General features: G+C 72.2%; 11 protein-coding genes and 1 pseudogene. 4 read left to right on the top strand and 8 right to left on the bottom strand.

The genetic code is table 11. The annotated features are described in order from the left end of the window. Nucleotides 1-13: 13 nt before the first annotated feature. Nucleotides 14-1,207, top strand: coding sequence for a serine hydrolase domain-containing protein (locus tag ABT296_RS12450; protein WP_351926145.1), 1,194 nt, complete (start codon nucleotides 14-16; stop codon nucleotides 1,205-1,207). Here the strand turns inward: ABT296_RS12450 and ABT296_RS12445 are convergent. Continuing rightward, the gene (locus ABT296_RS12445) at nucleotides 1,204-2,844 is read right to left on the bottom strand and encodes an ABC-F family ATP-binding cassette domain-containing protein (RefSeq protein WP_351926143.1); all 1,641 of its coding nucleotides are present in this window, start codon (nucleotides 2,842-2,844) and stop codon (nucleotides 1,204-1,206) included. The genes ABT296_RS12450 and ABT296_RS12445 overlap by 4 nt on opposite strands. A gap of 47 nt (nucleotides 2,845-2,891) precedes the next feature. Next, nucleotides 2,892-3,914, bottom strand: a complete 1,023-nt coding sequence (locus ABT296_RS12440) for an oxidoreductase (protein WP_351926141.1) — start codon at nucleotides 3,912-3,914, stop codon at nucleotides 2,892-2,894. 27 nt (nucleotides 3,915-3,941) lie between these two features. Between ABT296_RS12440 and ABT296_RS12435 the strand changes: the two genes are divergently transcribed. Then, nucleotides 3,942-4,946: an FAD-dependent oxidoreductase gene (locus ABT296_RS12435; RefSeq protein ID WP_502977236.1), complete on the top strand. Its 1,005-nt coding sequence runs from the start codon at nucleotides 3,942-3,944 to the stop codon at nucleotides 4,944-4,946. A 4-nt stretch (nucleotides 4,947-4,950) separates the two neighbouring features. Here the strand turns inward: ABT296_RS12435 and ABT296_RS12430 are convergent, their stop codons facing one another. From ABT296_RS12430 to ABT296_RS12420, 3 genes are all read right to left on the bottom strand, one after another. Continuing rightward, nucleotides 4,951-6,636 (bottom strand): BCCT family transporter, encoded by a 1,686-nt coding sequence (locus ABT296_RS12430; RefSeq protein WP_351926567.1) that lies wholly within the window; start codon nucleotides 6,634-6,636, stop codon nucleotides 4,951-4,953. A gap of 106 nt (nucleotides 6,637-6,742) precedes the next feature. Continuing rightward, the gene (locus tag ABT296_RS12425) at nucleotides 6,743-7,990 is read right to left on the bottom strand and encodes a M14 family metallopeptidase (RefSeq protein WP_351926137.1); all 1,248 of its coding nucleotides are present in this window, start codon (nucleotides 7,988-7,990) and stop codon (nucleotides 6,743-6,745) included. Continuing rightward, nucleotides 7,987-9,939 carry a Xaa-Pro dipeptidyl-peptidase gene (locus tag ABT296_RS12420; protein ID WP_351926135.1) on the bottom strand — a complete coding sequence of 651 codons (1,953 nt, stop codon included), beginning with the start codon at nucleotides 9,937-9,939 and terminating at the stop codon, nucleotides 7,987-7,989. Before ABT296_RS12420 ends, ABT296_RS12425 begins: the two co-directional genes overlap by 4 nt. Nucleotides 9,940-10,138: 199 nt before the next feature. On the opposite strand from ABT296_RS12420, the gene ABT296_RS12415 reads away from it, so the two are divergent. Continuing rightward, nucleotides 10,139-11,620, top strand: a complete 1,482-nt coding sequence (locus ABT296_RS12415; protein ID WP_351926133.1) for a M1 family metallopeptidase — start codon at nucleotides 10,139-10,141, stop codon at nucleotides 11,618-11,620. A gap of 244 nt (nucleotides 11,621-11,864) precedes the next feature. Here ABT296_RS12415 and ABT296_RS12410 read toward each other — a convergent pair whose 3' ends face one another. Beyond that, nucleotides 11,865-12,341 carry a macro domain-containing protein gene (locus tag ABT296_RS12410; RefSeq protein WP_351926131.1) on the bottom strand — a complete coding sequence of 159 codons (477 nt, stop codon included), beginning with the start codon at nucleotides 12,339-12,341 and terminating at the stop codon, nucleotides 11,865-11,867. A gap of 88 nt (nucleotides 12,342-12,429) precedes the next feature. On the opposite strand from ABT296_RS12410, the gene ABT296_RS12405 reads away from it, so the two are divergent. After that, complete coding sequence (locus ABT296_RS12405) at nucleotides 12,430-13,143, top strand: MerR family transcriptional regulator (RefSeq protein ID WP_351926129.1); 714 nt, start codon at nucleotides 12,430-12,432, stop codon at nucleotides 13,141-13,143. Here ABT296_RS12405 and ABT296_RS38725 read toward each other — a convergent pair. Both ABT296_RS38725 and ABT296_RS12395 read right to left on the bottom strand, forming a co-directional pair. Next, entirely contained in the window at nucleotides 13,120-13,365 is a 246-nt protein-coding gene (locus tag ABT296_RS38725) for a hypothetical protein (RefSeq protein ID WP_502977235.1), read from the bottom strand. The two genes, ABT296_RS12405 and ABT296_RS38725, sit on opposite strands and share 24 nt — an antisense overlap. 156 nt (nucleotides 13,366-13,521) lie before the next feature. Next, nucleotides 13,522-13,881: pseudogene (locus ABT296_RS12395) on the bottom strand (3-hydroxyacyl-CoA dehydrogenase); the annotation flags it as partial.

The following is a 13,881-nucleotide window of genomic DNA, read 5'->3' as shown; positions in this document are numbered from 1 at the left end:
CACGGGAGTGCCCATGCCGATCCGCCGCAGTGCGTCCCGCCGCCCCCGCCTGGGGACGGTCCCGCTCGTCGCCCTCTGTCTGACCAGCCTGTCCCCCGCCGTCGCGGGCGCCGCCACACACCCCCGGCCGGACACCGACTCCGCCCTCCAGCGCCAGCTGGCGGACCTGGTGCGCAGTCCGGGCGGTCCCCCCGGGGTGATCGCCGTCCTCAAGGACGGCCACCGCACCCGGGTCGTACGGGCCGGGGTGGCCGACCTCGACACCGGGCGCGAGCCCCGGCCGGACGACCACATGCGGATCGCCAGCGCCGCCAAGGCGTTCAGCGGCGCGGTGGCGCTGTCCCTCGTCGACCGCGGGGACCTGAGCCTGGACGACACCCTCGGCGAACGCCTCCCGGACCTGCCGGACGCCTGGGCCGCCGTGACCCTGCGTCAGCTGCTGAACCACACCAGCGGCCTGCCCGACTACTCGGAGTCGCCCGCGTTCCTGGAGATCCTGTTCGCGGACCCCCGGCACCGCTTCGACTCCCGCAAGCTGCTCGACTTCGTCGCCGACCGTCCCCTGAACTTCCCGCCGGGCAGCCGCTACCAGTACTCCAACTCCGACAACATCGCCGTGGCCCTGATGGCCGAGGCCGCCACCGGCACCCGGTACGAGCGGCTGCTGCGGGAGCTGGTGTACCGGCCGCTCGGCCTGCACGACACCAGCCTGCCGCAGGGCTACCGCATGCCGAGGCCGTTCCTGCACGGCTACGACGTCTCCCCGCCCGACCCGCCAGAGGACGTCAGCGAGCTGATCGGCATGTCCGGGGTGTGGGCCTCGGGCGGCATCGTCTCCACGCCCGCCGACATGACCCGCTTCATCCGCGGCTACGCCGGCGGCAAGCTCTTCGGCCGCGACGTCGTCCGGGAGCAGCGCGCCTGGATCGACGGCGCGTCCGAGCCCGCCGGGCCGGGGGGCAACGAGGCGGGCCTCGCCCTCTTCCGGTACACCACCCGCTGCGGTGTGCTCCTCGGCCACACCGGCAACACCCCCGGCTACACCCAGCTCGCCGCGGCGACCCCGGACGGCAGGAAGTCCCTGACCTTCTCCACCACGACGCAGATCAACCGGACGCTGAAGCCGGAACTCCTGGGGCAACTGCGCGCCGTCCAGGAGAACTTCGCCTGCGCCCTCCTCAAGGGCAAGGACAAGGGCAGGTCCTAGCGTTCGGTGACCTTGCCGTCGCTGACCTCCAGGCGGCGGGTGAGCCGGACGGCGTCCAGCATGCGCCGGTCGTGGGTCACCAGCAGCAGCGTGCCCTCGTAGGCGTCGAGCGCCGACTCCAGCTGCTCGATGGCCGGGAGGTCGAGGTGGTTCGTCGGCTCGTCGAGGACGAGGAGGTTGACACCCCGGCCCTGGAGCAGGGCCAGGGCGGCCCTGGTGCGCTCACCGGGTGAGAGGGTGGCCGCCGGGCGCAGGACGTGGTCCGCCTTCAGCCCGAACTTGGCCAGCAGGGTGCGCACCTCGCCCGGCTCGGTGTCCGGGACCGCCGCGCAGAAGGCGTCCAGCAGCGCCTCCTCGCCGTGGAAGAGCCCGCGGGCCTGGTCGACCTCGCCGACCAGGACGCCGGGGCCGAGCGCGGCCTGTCCTGCGGTCAGGGGGACGCGGCCCAGCATGGCGCCGAGCAGGGTCGACTTGCCGGCGCCGTTGGCCCCGGTGACGGCGACCCGGTCGGCCCAGTCGATCTGGAGCGAGAGGGGGCCCAGGGTGAAGCCGCCCCGGCGCACCTCGGCGTCGCGCAGGGTCGCCACCACCGCCCCGGAGCGCGGGGCGGAGGCGATCTCCATGCGCAGTTCCCACTCCTTGCGGGGCTCCTCCACGACCTCCAGGCGCTCGATCATGCGCTGGGTCTGGCGGGCCTTGGCGGCCTGCTTCTCGCTGGCCTCGCTGCGGAACTTGCGGCCGATCTTGTCGTTGTCGTTGCCCGCCTTGCGGCGCGCGTTCTTGACGCCCTTGTCCATCCAGGAGCGCTGGGTCTGGGCCCGGTCCTGGAGGGCGGCCCTCTTGTCGGCGTACTCCTCGTAGTCCTCGCGGGCGTGCCGGCGGGCGACGTCGCGCTCCTCCAGGTAGGAGGCGTAGCCGCCGCCGTAGAGGTTGATCCGCTGCTGGGCCAGGTCGAGTTCGAGGACCTTGGTGACGGTGCGGGTGAGGAACTCGCGGTCGTGGCTGACCACGACGGTGCCGGCGCGCAGGCCGGTGACGAAGCGCTCCAGGCGTTCCAGGCCGTCGAGGTCGAGGTCGTTGGTGGGCTCGTCGAGGAGGAAGACGTCGTAGCGGGAGAGCAGCAGGGAGGCGAGTCCGGCGCGGGCCGCCTGGCCGCCGGAGAGGGAGGTCATGGGCTGGTCGAGGTCGACGGCGAGGCCGAGGGTGTCGGCGACGTCCTCGGCGCGTTCGTCGAGGTCGGCGCCGCCCAGGTCCAGCCAGCGCTCCAGGCTGGTGGCGTAGGCGTCGTCGGCGCCGGGCGCCCCGTCGACCAGGGCCTGGGTGGCCTCGTCCATGACGCGCTGGGCCTCGGCGACGCCGGTGCGCCGGGCGAGGAAGGCGCGGACGCTCTCGCCGGGCCTGCGCTCCGGCTCCTGCGGCAGGTGACCGACGGTCGCGCCGGGCGGGGAGAGCCGCAGCTCGCCCTCCTCCGGTGCGAGCAGCCCCGCGAGCAGCCTGAGCAGGGTGGACTTCCCGGCACCGTTGGCGCCGACCAGACCGATCACGTCCCCGGGCGCGACGACGAGGTCGAGCCCGCTGAACAGGGAGCGGTCGCCGTGGCCGGCGGCGAGGTTCTTCACGACGAGGGTGGCAGTCATCAGGCCCCGATCCTAATGGCCGACCGCTCGTCGGCCCTCCTCCCCTCTCATCGGGCCATCGCCTCGACCAGGACGCTTCCGGAGGTGCGGGCGACGACGAAGGACTCGCCGCGCACCGCCTTGGCGTCCAGGGCGATACGGTGCCGGCCGGGTTCCAGGTGGCCGTCGAAGACCTCGTGGGTGTGGGTGCGGTAGAGCCGGTCCAGGCGGTACGCGGTGAGCCGGACCCGGCAGGGCGAGGTGACCTCCACCCCGGCCTCGCCGTCGGCGGCGACCAGGCGGGTCAGCCGGCGCTGCTGGACCGGGCTGCGGTCGAGGGCGTGTTCGATCTGGGCGACGAGGAGCGGGACGATCGGGGCGAGGCCCAGGACAAAGGCGACGTCGACGCCGGCCCGGTCGAAGGCCCGGCGTACGGCGGCCCGTTCCTCCTCGCCGACCGCGCGGCCGAAGGCCACGGCGCCGTAGGCGCGGAGTTCGTCGGCGGGGACGTCCTCGGCGTCGCGGGTGATGTCGGCGCCGATGCCGATGGTGCGCAGCGCCGCGGCCAGTTTGGCCAGCACCGCGACGCGGGCGCCGATCAGCAGGACCCGGCGGCGGGCGGCGTCCGGGTTCCGGTCGAGCAGGGAGGCCAGTGCGGTGCGGTACTCGGCGCCCTGGAAGCGGAAGGGCCCTATGCCGTGGTAGCCGTTGAGGTCCAGGTCGGCGCGTTCCTCGGTCTGCCAGGCGAAGTCCCGCCAGATGAAGTCCTCGCCGTCGGGCTCGATGGCGGCGGTGACCGCCCCGCAGGCGAGGTTCTCGCAGTCGGGGCAGCCGTAGATGACATAGCGGCCGCCCGGAAGCGGTGCTTCGGCTTCCAGTAACAGGCTCCGTACCTGGGCGGTGAAGATCGCGGGCGGTACGTCGGAGGCCAGCGGGGAGACGGCGTCGAGGTCGGAGAGCTGGAACAGCAGCGGGCGTCCGTCGACGATGAAGTCCACGAAGTCCCGGTGCGCCTGGAAGTGACCGTTGGAGAGGACGCCACCGGCGCGAATCGCCGGTGCCAGGCCGAAGGTCGCGTACTCGGCAGACATGGTGTGAGTATCCCCAGCGCGGGACCGATGCGAGCACGGCATGACATATTCCGCTACGGTCCACGCGTGGAGACCGGGCGGAACGACGAAGTCATCGTGGTCGGCGGCGGGGTCATCGGCCTCACCACGGCGGTGCTGCTGGCCGAGAGCGGCCGCCGGGTGCGGGTATGGACCCGGGACCCCGTGGAGCGGACCACCTCGGCGGTCGCGGGCGCGCTGTGGTGGCCGTACAGGATCGAGCCGCTCGCCCTGGCGCGGGACTGGGCGCTGCGGTCCCTGGAGGTCTACGCGGAGCTGGCGGACCGCCCCGGGGCGACCGGCGTACGGATGGTCGAAGGGCTACTGGGCGAGGGGGACCTGGACGGGGCCGACTCCTGGACGGCAGGGCGGGTGCCGGGGCTGCGGGCCGCCACGGCCGAGGAGTCCGGCGCGGCCGAGGGGCCCGGCGGGACCGGGCTGTGGGCGCGGCTGCCGCTCATCGACATGCCGACCCATCTGCCCTGGCTGCGGGAACGATTCCGCGCGGCGGGCGGTTCGATCGAGACGCGGACGGTGTCCTCGCTCGCCGAGGCCGAGGCACCGGTGGTGGTGAACTGCACCGGGCTCGGCGCCCGCGAGCTGGTGCCGGATCCGGCGCTGCGGCCGGTGCGCGGGCAGTTGGTGGTCGTGGAGAACCCGGGGATCGACACCTGGCTCACCTCCAGTGACGCCGCCGGGGAGATGGCGTACTTCTTCCCGCAGCCGGGCCGGCTGCTGCTGGGCGGGACGGCGGAGGACGGCGCCTGGTCGCTGGAGCCGGATCCGAAGGTGGCCGAGGCGATCGTGCGGCGCTGCGCCGGGGTGCGGCCGGAGATCGCCGGGGCGCGGGTCCTGGAGCACCGGGTGGGGCTGCGGCCGGTGCGGGACGCGGTCCGGCTGGAGCGCGAACTCCTGCCGGACGGACGGGTGCTGGTGCACAACTACGGTCATGGCGGCGCCGGTGTGACGGTGGCCTGGGGCTGTGCTCAGGAGGCGGCCGCCCTCGCCTCCTGAGCGTTCAGGAGTGCTCGTGGCCGAGCGGGTCGCCCTCCGTCCCGGTGCCGGCGCCGGGGCCGACCCTGATCTCGAAGTCGCCGTCGTACCTGCGGTGGCCGGTGATCACGGCGTTCTCGACGGCCTCGTCGCCCATCTCGCTGCGGACGATGACCGGGTCCCGGCGCAGGTCGCGCATGAGGGCGACGCACATGCCGATCATCACCAGGACGAAGGGGGCGGCGGCGAGGATGGTGAGGTTCTGCAGGCCGGTGAGCGCGTCGCCCTCGCCGCTGCCGACGAGCAGCATGATGGCGGCGACCGCACCGGTCACCACGCCCCAGAACACCACGACGAGACGGCCGGGTTCGAGCGCGCCCTTCTGGGAGAGCGTGCCCATCACGATGGAGGCGGCGTCGGCGCCGGAGACGAAGAAGATGCCGACCAGGATCATCACCAGCAGGCTGGTGGCCGTGGAGATGGGGAACTCCTGGAGCAGGGCGAAGAGTTGTCCCTCCGGGGTGTCCTCGCCGCCGAGCCCGCCGCCCTCCTTCAGCTTCATGGCCGTACCGCCGAAGATCGCGAACCAGACCAGGCTGACGGTGCTGGGCACCAGGATGACCCCGCCGACGAACTGCCGGATGGTGCGGCCGCGGCTGATCCTGGCGATGAACATGCCGACGAACGGTGTCCAGGAGATCCACCAGGCCCAGTAGAAGACGGTCCAGCCGCCGAGCCAGTCCGCGACGCCCTCACCGCCGCTCGCCTCGGTGCGGCCGGCCAGTTGGAACAGGTCGTTGAGGTAGGCGAAGACCGAGGTGGGCAGCAGGTCGAGCACGATGATCGTGGGGCCCGCGACGAAGACGAACAGGGTGAGCACCAGCGCGAGCACCATGTTGATGTTGGACAGCCACTGGATGCCGCGCTCGACGCCGGAGACGGCCGAGGCGACGAAGGCCAGGGTCAGCACGGCGATGATGGCGACCAGCAGGCCGTCGCTGACGTCGTCCATCCAGTCCAGTTCCTGGAACCCGGAGCCGATCTGGAGCGCGCCGAGGCCGAGGGAGGCCGCCGAGCCGAAGACCGTGGCGATGATGGCGAGGATGTCGATCACCCGGCCCCCGGCGCCGTTGGCGTGCCGCTCGCCGATGAGGGGGGTGAAGACCGCGCTGATGGTCTGGCGGCGGCGCCTGCGGAAGGTGCTGTAGGCGATGGCGAGGCCGACGACCGCGTAGATCGCCCAGGGGTGCAGCGTCCAGTGGAAGAGGGTCGTCGCCATGGCCGTCTCCATGGCCTCACCGGAGTCGGCGGGGTCGGTGCCCGGTGGCGGAGTGGTGTAGTGGGCGAGCGGCTCGCTCACCCCGTAGAACATCAGGCCGATGCCCATGCCGGCGCTGAACATCATGGCGATCCAGGAGACCGTGCGGAACTCCGGCTCCTCGCCCTCGGCGCCGAGGTGGATGCGGCCGTAGCGGCTGATCGCGAGCCACAGGGCGAAGACGACGAAACAGGAGGCGGCCAGGACGAAGGCCCAACCGGCGTTGTGGATCAGCCCGTCGAGCATCTTCGTCGAGGCGCTCTCGAGCGAGTCGGTGGCCGTCGCGCCCCAGATCACGAAGGCCACGGTGATGACGGCGGTGACACCGAACACCACCCGGTCCGTCGGCTGGCGGCTGGGAACGTCCGAGGGGCCTTCCCGGCCGCCCCTCATCTTCAGGTCTTCCGACAACTGCGGCACCTTCCGTGGAAAGCCGTAGGTTTGCCCCTTTTCGTGGGGTTCCTACGGCCTACCACAGGTGTCGCCCTTCCCGGCTGTTTCAGCAGTCGGTGTCGGGCTCCGCGACCGCGAGGTGGTACGGCGCGCGTCCGTCGAGGAGCAGCGGGACGAGGGCGCGCAGGGACTGCCTCAGCGGGACGTACGTGCCGTGGGTACGCACTCCGTGCAGGGCCAGTTCGTCGCCCACCTCGGTCAGCTGTTCGTCCGTCAGGCGGTAGCCGCAGGGCGGGTCCTGGAGCACCTCGGCGGGCTCGGCCGGGTCGTTGTCGGCGCCGCCGAGGTAGACCGGTCCGGTGTCGCGCAGGCCGGCCAGCCGGGCCGCCGAGGTGATCGCGTCGACCTTGGCGCCGCGCGTGTCGGCGAAGGCGAACAAGCCGTCCAGTGCGGCGAGTTGGGAGTTCACCCGGCGCAGGTTGTTGACCGGCTCCGACACGTCGGTGAGGGGTTCGACCCGGCTCTCGATCAGCAGGCCGACGGTGTGCTTGATTCCGGACATGTTCCGCAGGATGCGCTCCTGGCCGTCACCGGCGACCTGCCGGATCGGCTCGCCGGTGACCGGATCGGTCCAGATGCCGTACGTGCCGGTGGTGTACCCCTCCTTCGCGGCGGCGGGACGTACGTGGTCCAGGGAGAGCGAGCGGGCCTCGGTGTGCACGGCCGGGGCGGTGTTGAGGTTGCGCGGCCAGAGGTCGAACAGGTCCTTGTCGTAGTACGGGGGTGTGCCGCCGTACTCGTGCAGGTCGTAGACGACGTCCGGCCGGCGGTCGCGGATCACCGCGGCCAGCGCCCGGCCCTCGGCGGTGCGCAGGGCGAGGTGGTCGCGGTTGACGTCGACGCCGTCGCTGTTGCCCCGGGTGTTCGCCGCCCGGCCGTCGGGGTTGGCGGTGGGCACGACCAGCACGGTGGTGGTGGCGAGCAGTTTCCTGGTGCGCGCGTCCCGGCCGAAGGCCAGATCGCGGACCGTGGTCAGGCACGCCTCCCGGCCGGACGGCTCGTCGCCGTGCTGGCTGCACACCAGCAGCACCGTACGGGTGGTGGGGCGGGTCCCGATCCGCACCAGCTGGAGCGGGCGGCCTTCGCCGGTGGTGCCGATCCGGCTCACCGACACCCGGCCGCTGCCCCGGTCGACGGCGGTGAGGAAGTCCTGTTCCTCGGGCTGGGAGGTCCAGCGGGCGCCGCCGGACTCCTCGAAACCGGTGCGGGGCGGGGTGTCCGCCGCGTGCGCCGGGAGGGAGAGCAGGGGCACGGTCAGGGCGGCCGCGATCAGCGCGGCGATGCGGGACTTCACGATGCCTCCGGGACTCGCTGGGCGGTGCGCGGTTCGCGTACGCCGTCCAGGACGGCCCCGCCCGGCGCGGCCGCGGTACCCGAGGTCGCCGCGCGGAACGCGTCCGCGCCGCCGACCAGCGGCAGCCGGGCCGAGGTACGGGCCAGGTCGAGGGTGAGGGCGGGCCGCGTGGACGGCGGTTCGATGAGGCCCCTGTCGGTGCCCGCCACGATCAGCGCGAGCCGGTGGCCGGCCGGGACCACATGGTCGGTGGCGGCCAGGTCGAGGGTGATCGTGTACGGCGTGCCGGGAGTGAGCGGGACGCCCTCACGGCCGGAGCGGTGGTTGCCGAGGTCGGCCCAGCCGCGGCTGACGATCGTGTACTCGACGTCGGTGGTGCGGGCGGCGGTCTCCTTGAAGCAGGCGCTGTCGCCGGTGGTGCTCGCGCCCCAGCAGGTGCGCTCGGTGAGGGTGGTGATGCCCTCGCCGGGGGCGGCGTAGTCGCGGACGGTGTCCGGGCCCAGGTCCACCAGGACGGCCGAGAGGTGGGCCGTGGCGGTGGTCGGGGTGGCGGTGACGGTGACCTTCGAGGAGCCCGACAGCCGCAGGTCCCGGGTGAGCGGGCCGGTCGTGAAGCCGGCCTTGTCGGGGGTGGGCCGGTCGATGCGGGCGGCCCAGTCGGTCTCGTCGAGCGCCGGGTCGTCGGTGAAGGTCTCGGTGCCGGTGCCACGGGTCGGGCCGAGGCGGCCGACGCCCTCCTCGGTGCCCTCGGCGGGGCGCAGGGTGGTCCGTTCGGTGCCGCGGGGCGGCCACACCGCGGAGGTGGCCCACTGCTCCGGCTTGCGTTCGATGTCGGCCATCGGTTCGTCGTCGATGCCGTTGTCGTAACCGAGGAGTTCGTGGTCGAACCAGCGGTGCAGGGTGTCCACCCATTCGGCGCGCCGGAAGTCGAAGGGGTCGACGTGGCCCGCCTGGGTGAGCCAGATCTTGCGGTCGACGCCGTTGCGGGCGAGCGCGTCCCACCACTGGCCGAAGTGCTTGGCGCGGACGTTGAGGTCCTGCATGCCGTGGATGACGAAGACGCTGGCCTCGACGCGGTCGGCGTCCGGCACATGGTTCCGCTCGCTCCACAGCGGCGTCCAGTCACCGGTGCGCGGGGCGCCGTCGACGAGCCGCTGCTGGACGGCGCCGCAGCGGGCGCGGGCCTCGGGGCTCTCCACGTAGTTCGACAGCCACTCGGGACCGGAGTCGTAGAGCGGGGCGCCCTGGGAGAAGTAGTAGTCGTACCAGGAGGAGATGGCGCCGATGGGGACGACCGTCTCCAGGCCCTCGACGCCGGTCGCGGCGACACCGTTGGCGATCGTGCCGTCGTAGCTCTTGCCGATCATTCCGGTTCTGCCGTCGGTCCAGCCCGTCGCCCTGGCGCGGGTGGTGCCGGTGCGGGTGGTGTACGCCTTGGCGCGTCCGTTCAGCCAGTCCACGACGGCCTTGGCGGACTGTACGTCGGAGCGTCCGCCGACGTCGACGCAGCCGTCGGAGCGGTTGGTGCCGGCGAGGTCGACGCCGACGAAGGCATAGCCGCGGGGCACGAAGTAGTTGTCGTAGAACAGCGGCATCCGGACGACTTCGCCGTCGGCGTCGTAGGTCTTGCGCTGGCTCTCGTTGCCCCGTCCGCAGCACGCGTAGTAGGGGCTGGCGTCCATGATGACGGGGATCTTCCGGCCCTGGCGGGCGGTTTCCCGGGGGCGGACGATGTCGACGGCGACCCGGTCGGTGCGTCCGTCGGCGTCGCCGTCGAGTCCGGTGTCCACCCATACGGCTTCGCGGATGGCGTCGTCGTAGGAGTAGCGGGGCTCACTCACCCGCGGGGCCGCCTGGGCGGTGGCGGGGGTGAGGAGGGTGGCCATCAGGGCGGCCGCGGCCGCCGTCGCGAGCGGTCTCCAGATCGTGAAGCGCATGCGTATCGGCATGCGCGGGACGGTACCCCGGTCAACTCCCGTGCAGAAGAGGGCGATCGGGCGCGCGAGGGGGCCGTGGGTGCAGCGGGACGGGGTGGTCCGTGACGGCCGAATGGCGATCGTGTGACGGGTGCGGCGATGGACACCTGCGGTGACACAGGGAGTCAATAGGGTCCGAACAGACTTCGGTCCCCAACGACTTGGAGCTTTCGTGCACCGCAGATTCTTCGCGCCCGGCGCGCTCGCGGCGGCCTCCGTACTGCTGGCGATCCCGGCATCGGCCGCGAGTTCCGCCCCCGGCGCACCGGGCATCGGCGACCCCTACTACCCGGCCTACGGCAACGGCGGCTACGACGTCTCCCACTACGACCTGCGGCTGAAGTACCAGCCGGAGACGGACCGCCTGGAGGGCACGGCGACCCTGCTGGCCCGCACCACCGAGGACCTGTCGCGGTTCAACCTGGACTTCCTGCTGGACGTCGGGGAGGTGCGCGTCAACGGCGCGAAGGCGTCGTTCACCACCTCCGGCGAGCACGAGCTGGAGATCACCCCGAAGGAGCCGCTGGCCAAGGGGTCCCGCATCACCGTGGTGGTGCGCTACAGCGGAGTGCCGTCCGAGGAAGAGGCGTACGGCTTCACCAGCTGGCACCGCACCCCGGACGGCGGTGTCGCGGCGAACGAGCCCGAGGCCGCCTGGTGGTGGTTCCCGAGCAACGACCACCCGCTCGACAAGGCCACCTTCGACGTGTCGGTGCAGGTCCCGGACGGCACCCAGGCCATCTCCAACGGCACGCTCCAGTCGACGAGTTCACGGCTCGGCTGGACCCGGTACAACTGGCGCTCCAACAAACCGCAGGCGACGTATCTCGCCACGCTCGCCGTCGGGCGGTTCGACATCACCACGGGCCGCTCCGAGAGCGGCATCCCGGTCGTCAACGCCTACAGCAAGGACCTCGGCGACCACGACGGCGCCGCCCGCGCCAGCATCGAGCGGACCGGGGAGATCGCCGACTGGCTCGCCGGGTACTTCGGGCCGTACCCGTTCAACGCGCTGGGCGGCTATGTGCCGAACACGAACACCGGGTACGCGCTGGAGACCCAGACGCGGCCCTTCTACAGCCCTCGGCAGTTCGCCAACGGCACCAACACCACGCTGGTCGTCCATGAACTGGCCCACCAGTGGTACGGCGACCTGGTGTCGGTGGCGGGGTGGAAGGACATCTGGATCAACGAGGGCTTCGCCCGGTACGCGCAGTGGCTGTGGTCGGAGCACGAGGGCGAGGGGACGGCCCAGGAGATCGCCGACTACCTGTACGCGACGCGGACGGCGGACGATCCGTTCTGGACGGTCCGGCCGGGGGACCCCGGGCCGGACAACCAGTTCCACATCGCCGTCTACGACCGGGGGGCGCTGGCGATCCAGGCGCTGCGCAACGAGATCGGGGACGAGGACTTCTTCGCGATCCTCAAGGGGTGGCCGCAGAGGTTCACCCACGGCAACGCTTCCGTGGGGGACTTCGTGTCCTATGCGGAGGAGGTTTCCGGGGAGTCGTTGGGGGCGCTGTTCGACACCTGGCTGTTCCAGCCGGAGAAGCCGGGGCGCTCCGCCGGGTCGGCTCGGGACTTGTCGGTGCCGGTGCGGCCCGAGTCGTGGGGGAAGATCGCTGCGACGAATGGGGTGCACGCGCACTGAGCGCTCCGCTGGGGGCGGGGGGAATGGTCGTGGTTCGGCTGCGGGTTCGTCGTGGCCGGTCGCGCAGTTCCCCGCGCCCCTTGGTGGGGTGAGTGTCGTTGATCAGCTGCTGGTGCGTCGTGGTCGGGCGCGCAGTTCCCCGCGCCCCTTGGTGGGGTGAGTGTTGTTGGTTGGCTGCGGGGTTGTTGTGGCCGGGCGCGCAGTTCCCCGCGCCCCTGGGGTCGGGGCGCTGTGTGCCCCGACATCAGTCGTGGTCGTAGATCGTGACCGGGATGTTCCGGGTGAGCAGGCGTTCTGTGATCAGGGGTTCCACTCGGGGCCATTTGCCGCCCGCCAGGCCGCAGCCTATTCGGGGCATGTGGACCGAGGCGTCGAGTTCGGTGGCCTTGACGGCTACTTTCGCGAGGGCCGCGTCGATCGCCTCGTAGCGGACGGGGACGCCCTTGCTGCCGGTGCGGATGCCGCGTTGGCCGATCATGTTGGCCACCCAGACGTACCGCTCGACCTGGACGAACTGGACCGCGCCCAGGGCGAAGTCGTTCGCGGCGCGGTCCCGGTGCCAGGCCCGGTACGCCTTCTCCGGCTCCGGCCAGCGGCGTGACACGGCCAGCACGAAGCCCTTTCCCCAGCCGCCGATGTCGTTGCAGACATGGGCGATCACCTTGACGCCCTTCACCGACGGTACGGTGGCGTCACCCCGCACATAGTTGATCTCCCGCATGACCACACCGTAGACGCCGCCACTGACAGCCGCCTCCGAGTTGTGCGGCGGGTTTCACAGCAGTGGTGAGACAGCGATACTGCTGCACATGACGACCGACGCCGAGGACCCGACCCTCACCATCGACGAGCTGGCCGCGCGGGCGGGCGTCACGGTCCGTACGGTGCGGTTCTACGGCACCAAGGGCCTGCTGCCGCCGCCGGTGATCGGCCCGCGCCGGGTGGGGCACTACGGCAGGGACCACCTGGCGCGTCTCGCGCTGATCGAGGAGTTGCAGCAGCAGGGGATGACGCTGGCCGCGATCGAGCGGTACATGCAGCGGCTGCCGGCCGGGCTGAGCCCCGAGGACCTCGCCATCCACCGGGCCGTGGTGTCCTCCTGGACCCCGGACGCGGTGGAGACGGTGGACCGGGCCGAGCTGGAGCGGCGGGCCGGGCGGGCGCTGACCGGTGACGACATCGCCCGGCTGGCCGCCATGGGCATGATCGCCTCGGACGGCGAGGAGTACCGGGTGGACGTCGGTGTGCTGCGGCTCGGGGTGCGGCTGCTGGACATGCCGCTGTCGCAGGAGGCGATCCTCGCCGCGCGCAAGGTGCTGATCGAGCATTCGCGGGCCGCCGCGCGCGAGCTGTCGCTGCTGTTCCGCGGGGAGGTGTCGGAGCGGGCCGCGCGGGAGGTGAAGTCCCTCTCCGCCGACATGCAGCCGCTGGTCGTACAGGCCCTGCTGACGACCTTCCAACGGTCCCTCAAGGAGGAGCTGCGGGAATGGGTGAAGGTGTCAGAGGTAGACGGATCCGCCTGAGACGTTGAGGGTCTGCCCGGTGAGGAAGCCGCTGCCCTCGTCCACCACGTAGAGCAGCGTCGACACCAGGTCGGACGGCTCCTGGGTGCGGGCCACCGCCTGCCGCGCCCGGACCTGTGTCCTGCCGGCGGTCGTGGTTCCCGTGCGGGGCTCCTCGGGGGCGGGGCCCGGGGAGCGGTTCTCCGGTCGGCCTGCGGGGGCGGTGGGGCGGGGTGGAGGCAAGCGGCCCGTGGCGCTCAGCGGTACGCCCGCCCCACGGCCCCTCGTCCCCGGCCCTCTCGCGTCGGGCTCCCCCGGCCTCCTCGCCCTCGGCCCCCGCCTCCGGCTCCGCGGCGTCCACGCCCCCGGCGCCTTGGCCCCCGGCCCCCGGCTCTCGCGTCAGGCGTCCCTGAAGGGCTCCCCCTTCTCCGCCTTCTCCACCAGCAGCGCGGGCGGCGTGAAGCGGTCGCCGTACCGCTCGGCGAGTTCCCGGGCGCGGGCCACGAAACCGGTGAGGCCGCCCTCGTAGCCGTTGATGTACTGGAGCACTCCGCCCGTCCAGCCGGGGAAGCCGATGCCGAAGATCGAGCCGATGTTGGCGTCGGCGACCGAGGTCAGCACGCCCTCCTCCAGGAGGCGGACGGTGTCCAGCGCCTCGGCGAACAGCATCCGCTCCTGCATGTCGCGGAAGGGGATCCCGGCGCCCTCGCGGGTGAAGTGCTCGCGCAGGCCCGGCCAGAGTCCGGCGCGCTTGCCGTT

The organism is Streptomyces sp. NPDC000983, assembly GCF_040299205.1.
In the GTDB taxonomy this organism is placed as follows: Bacteria; Actinomycetota; Actinomycetes; order Streptomycetales; family Streptomycetaceae; genus Streptomyces.
The sequence above is the reverse complement of the archived record's forward strand: the minus strand, read 5'-3'. Positions and strand labels throughout refer to the sequence as shown.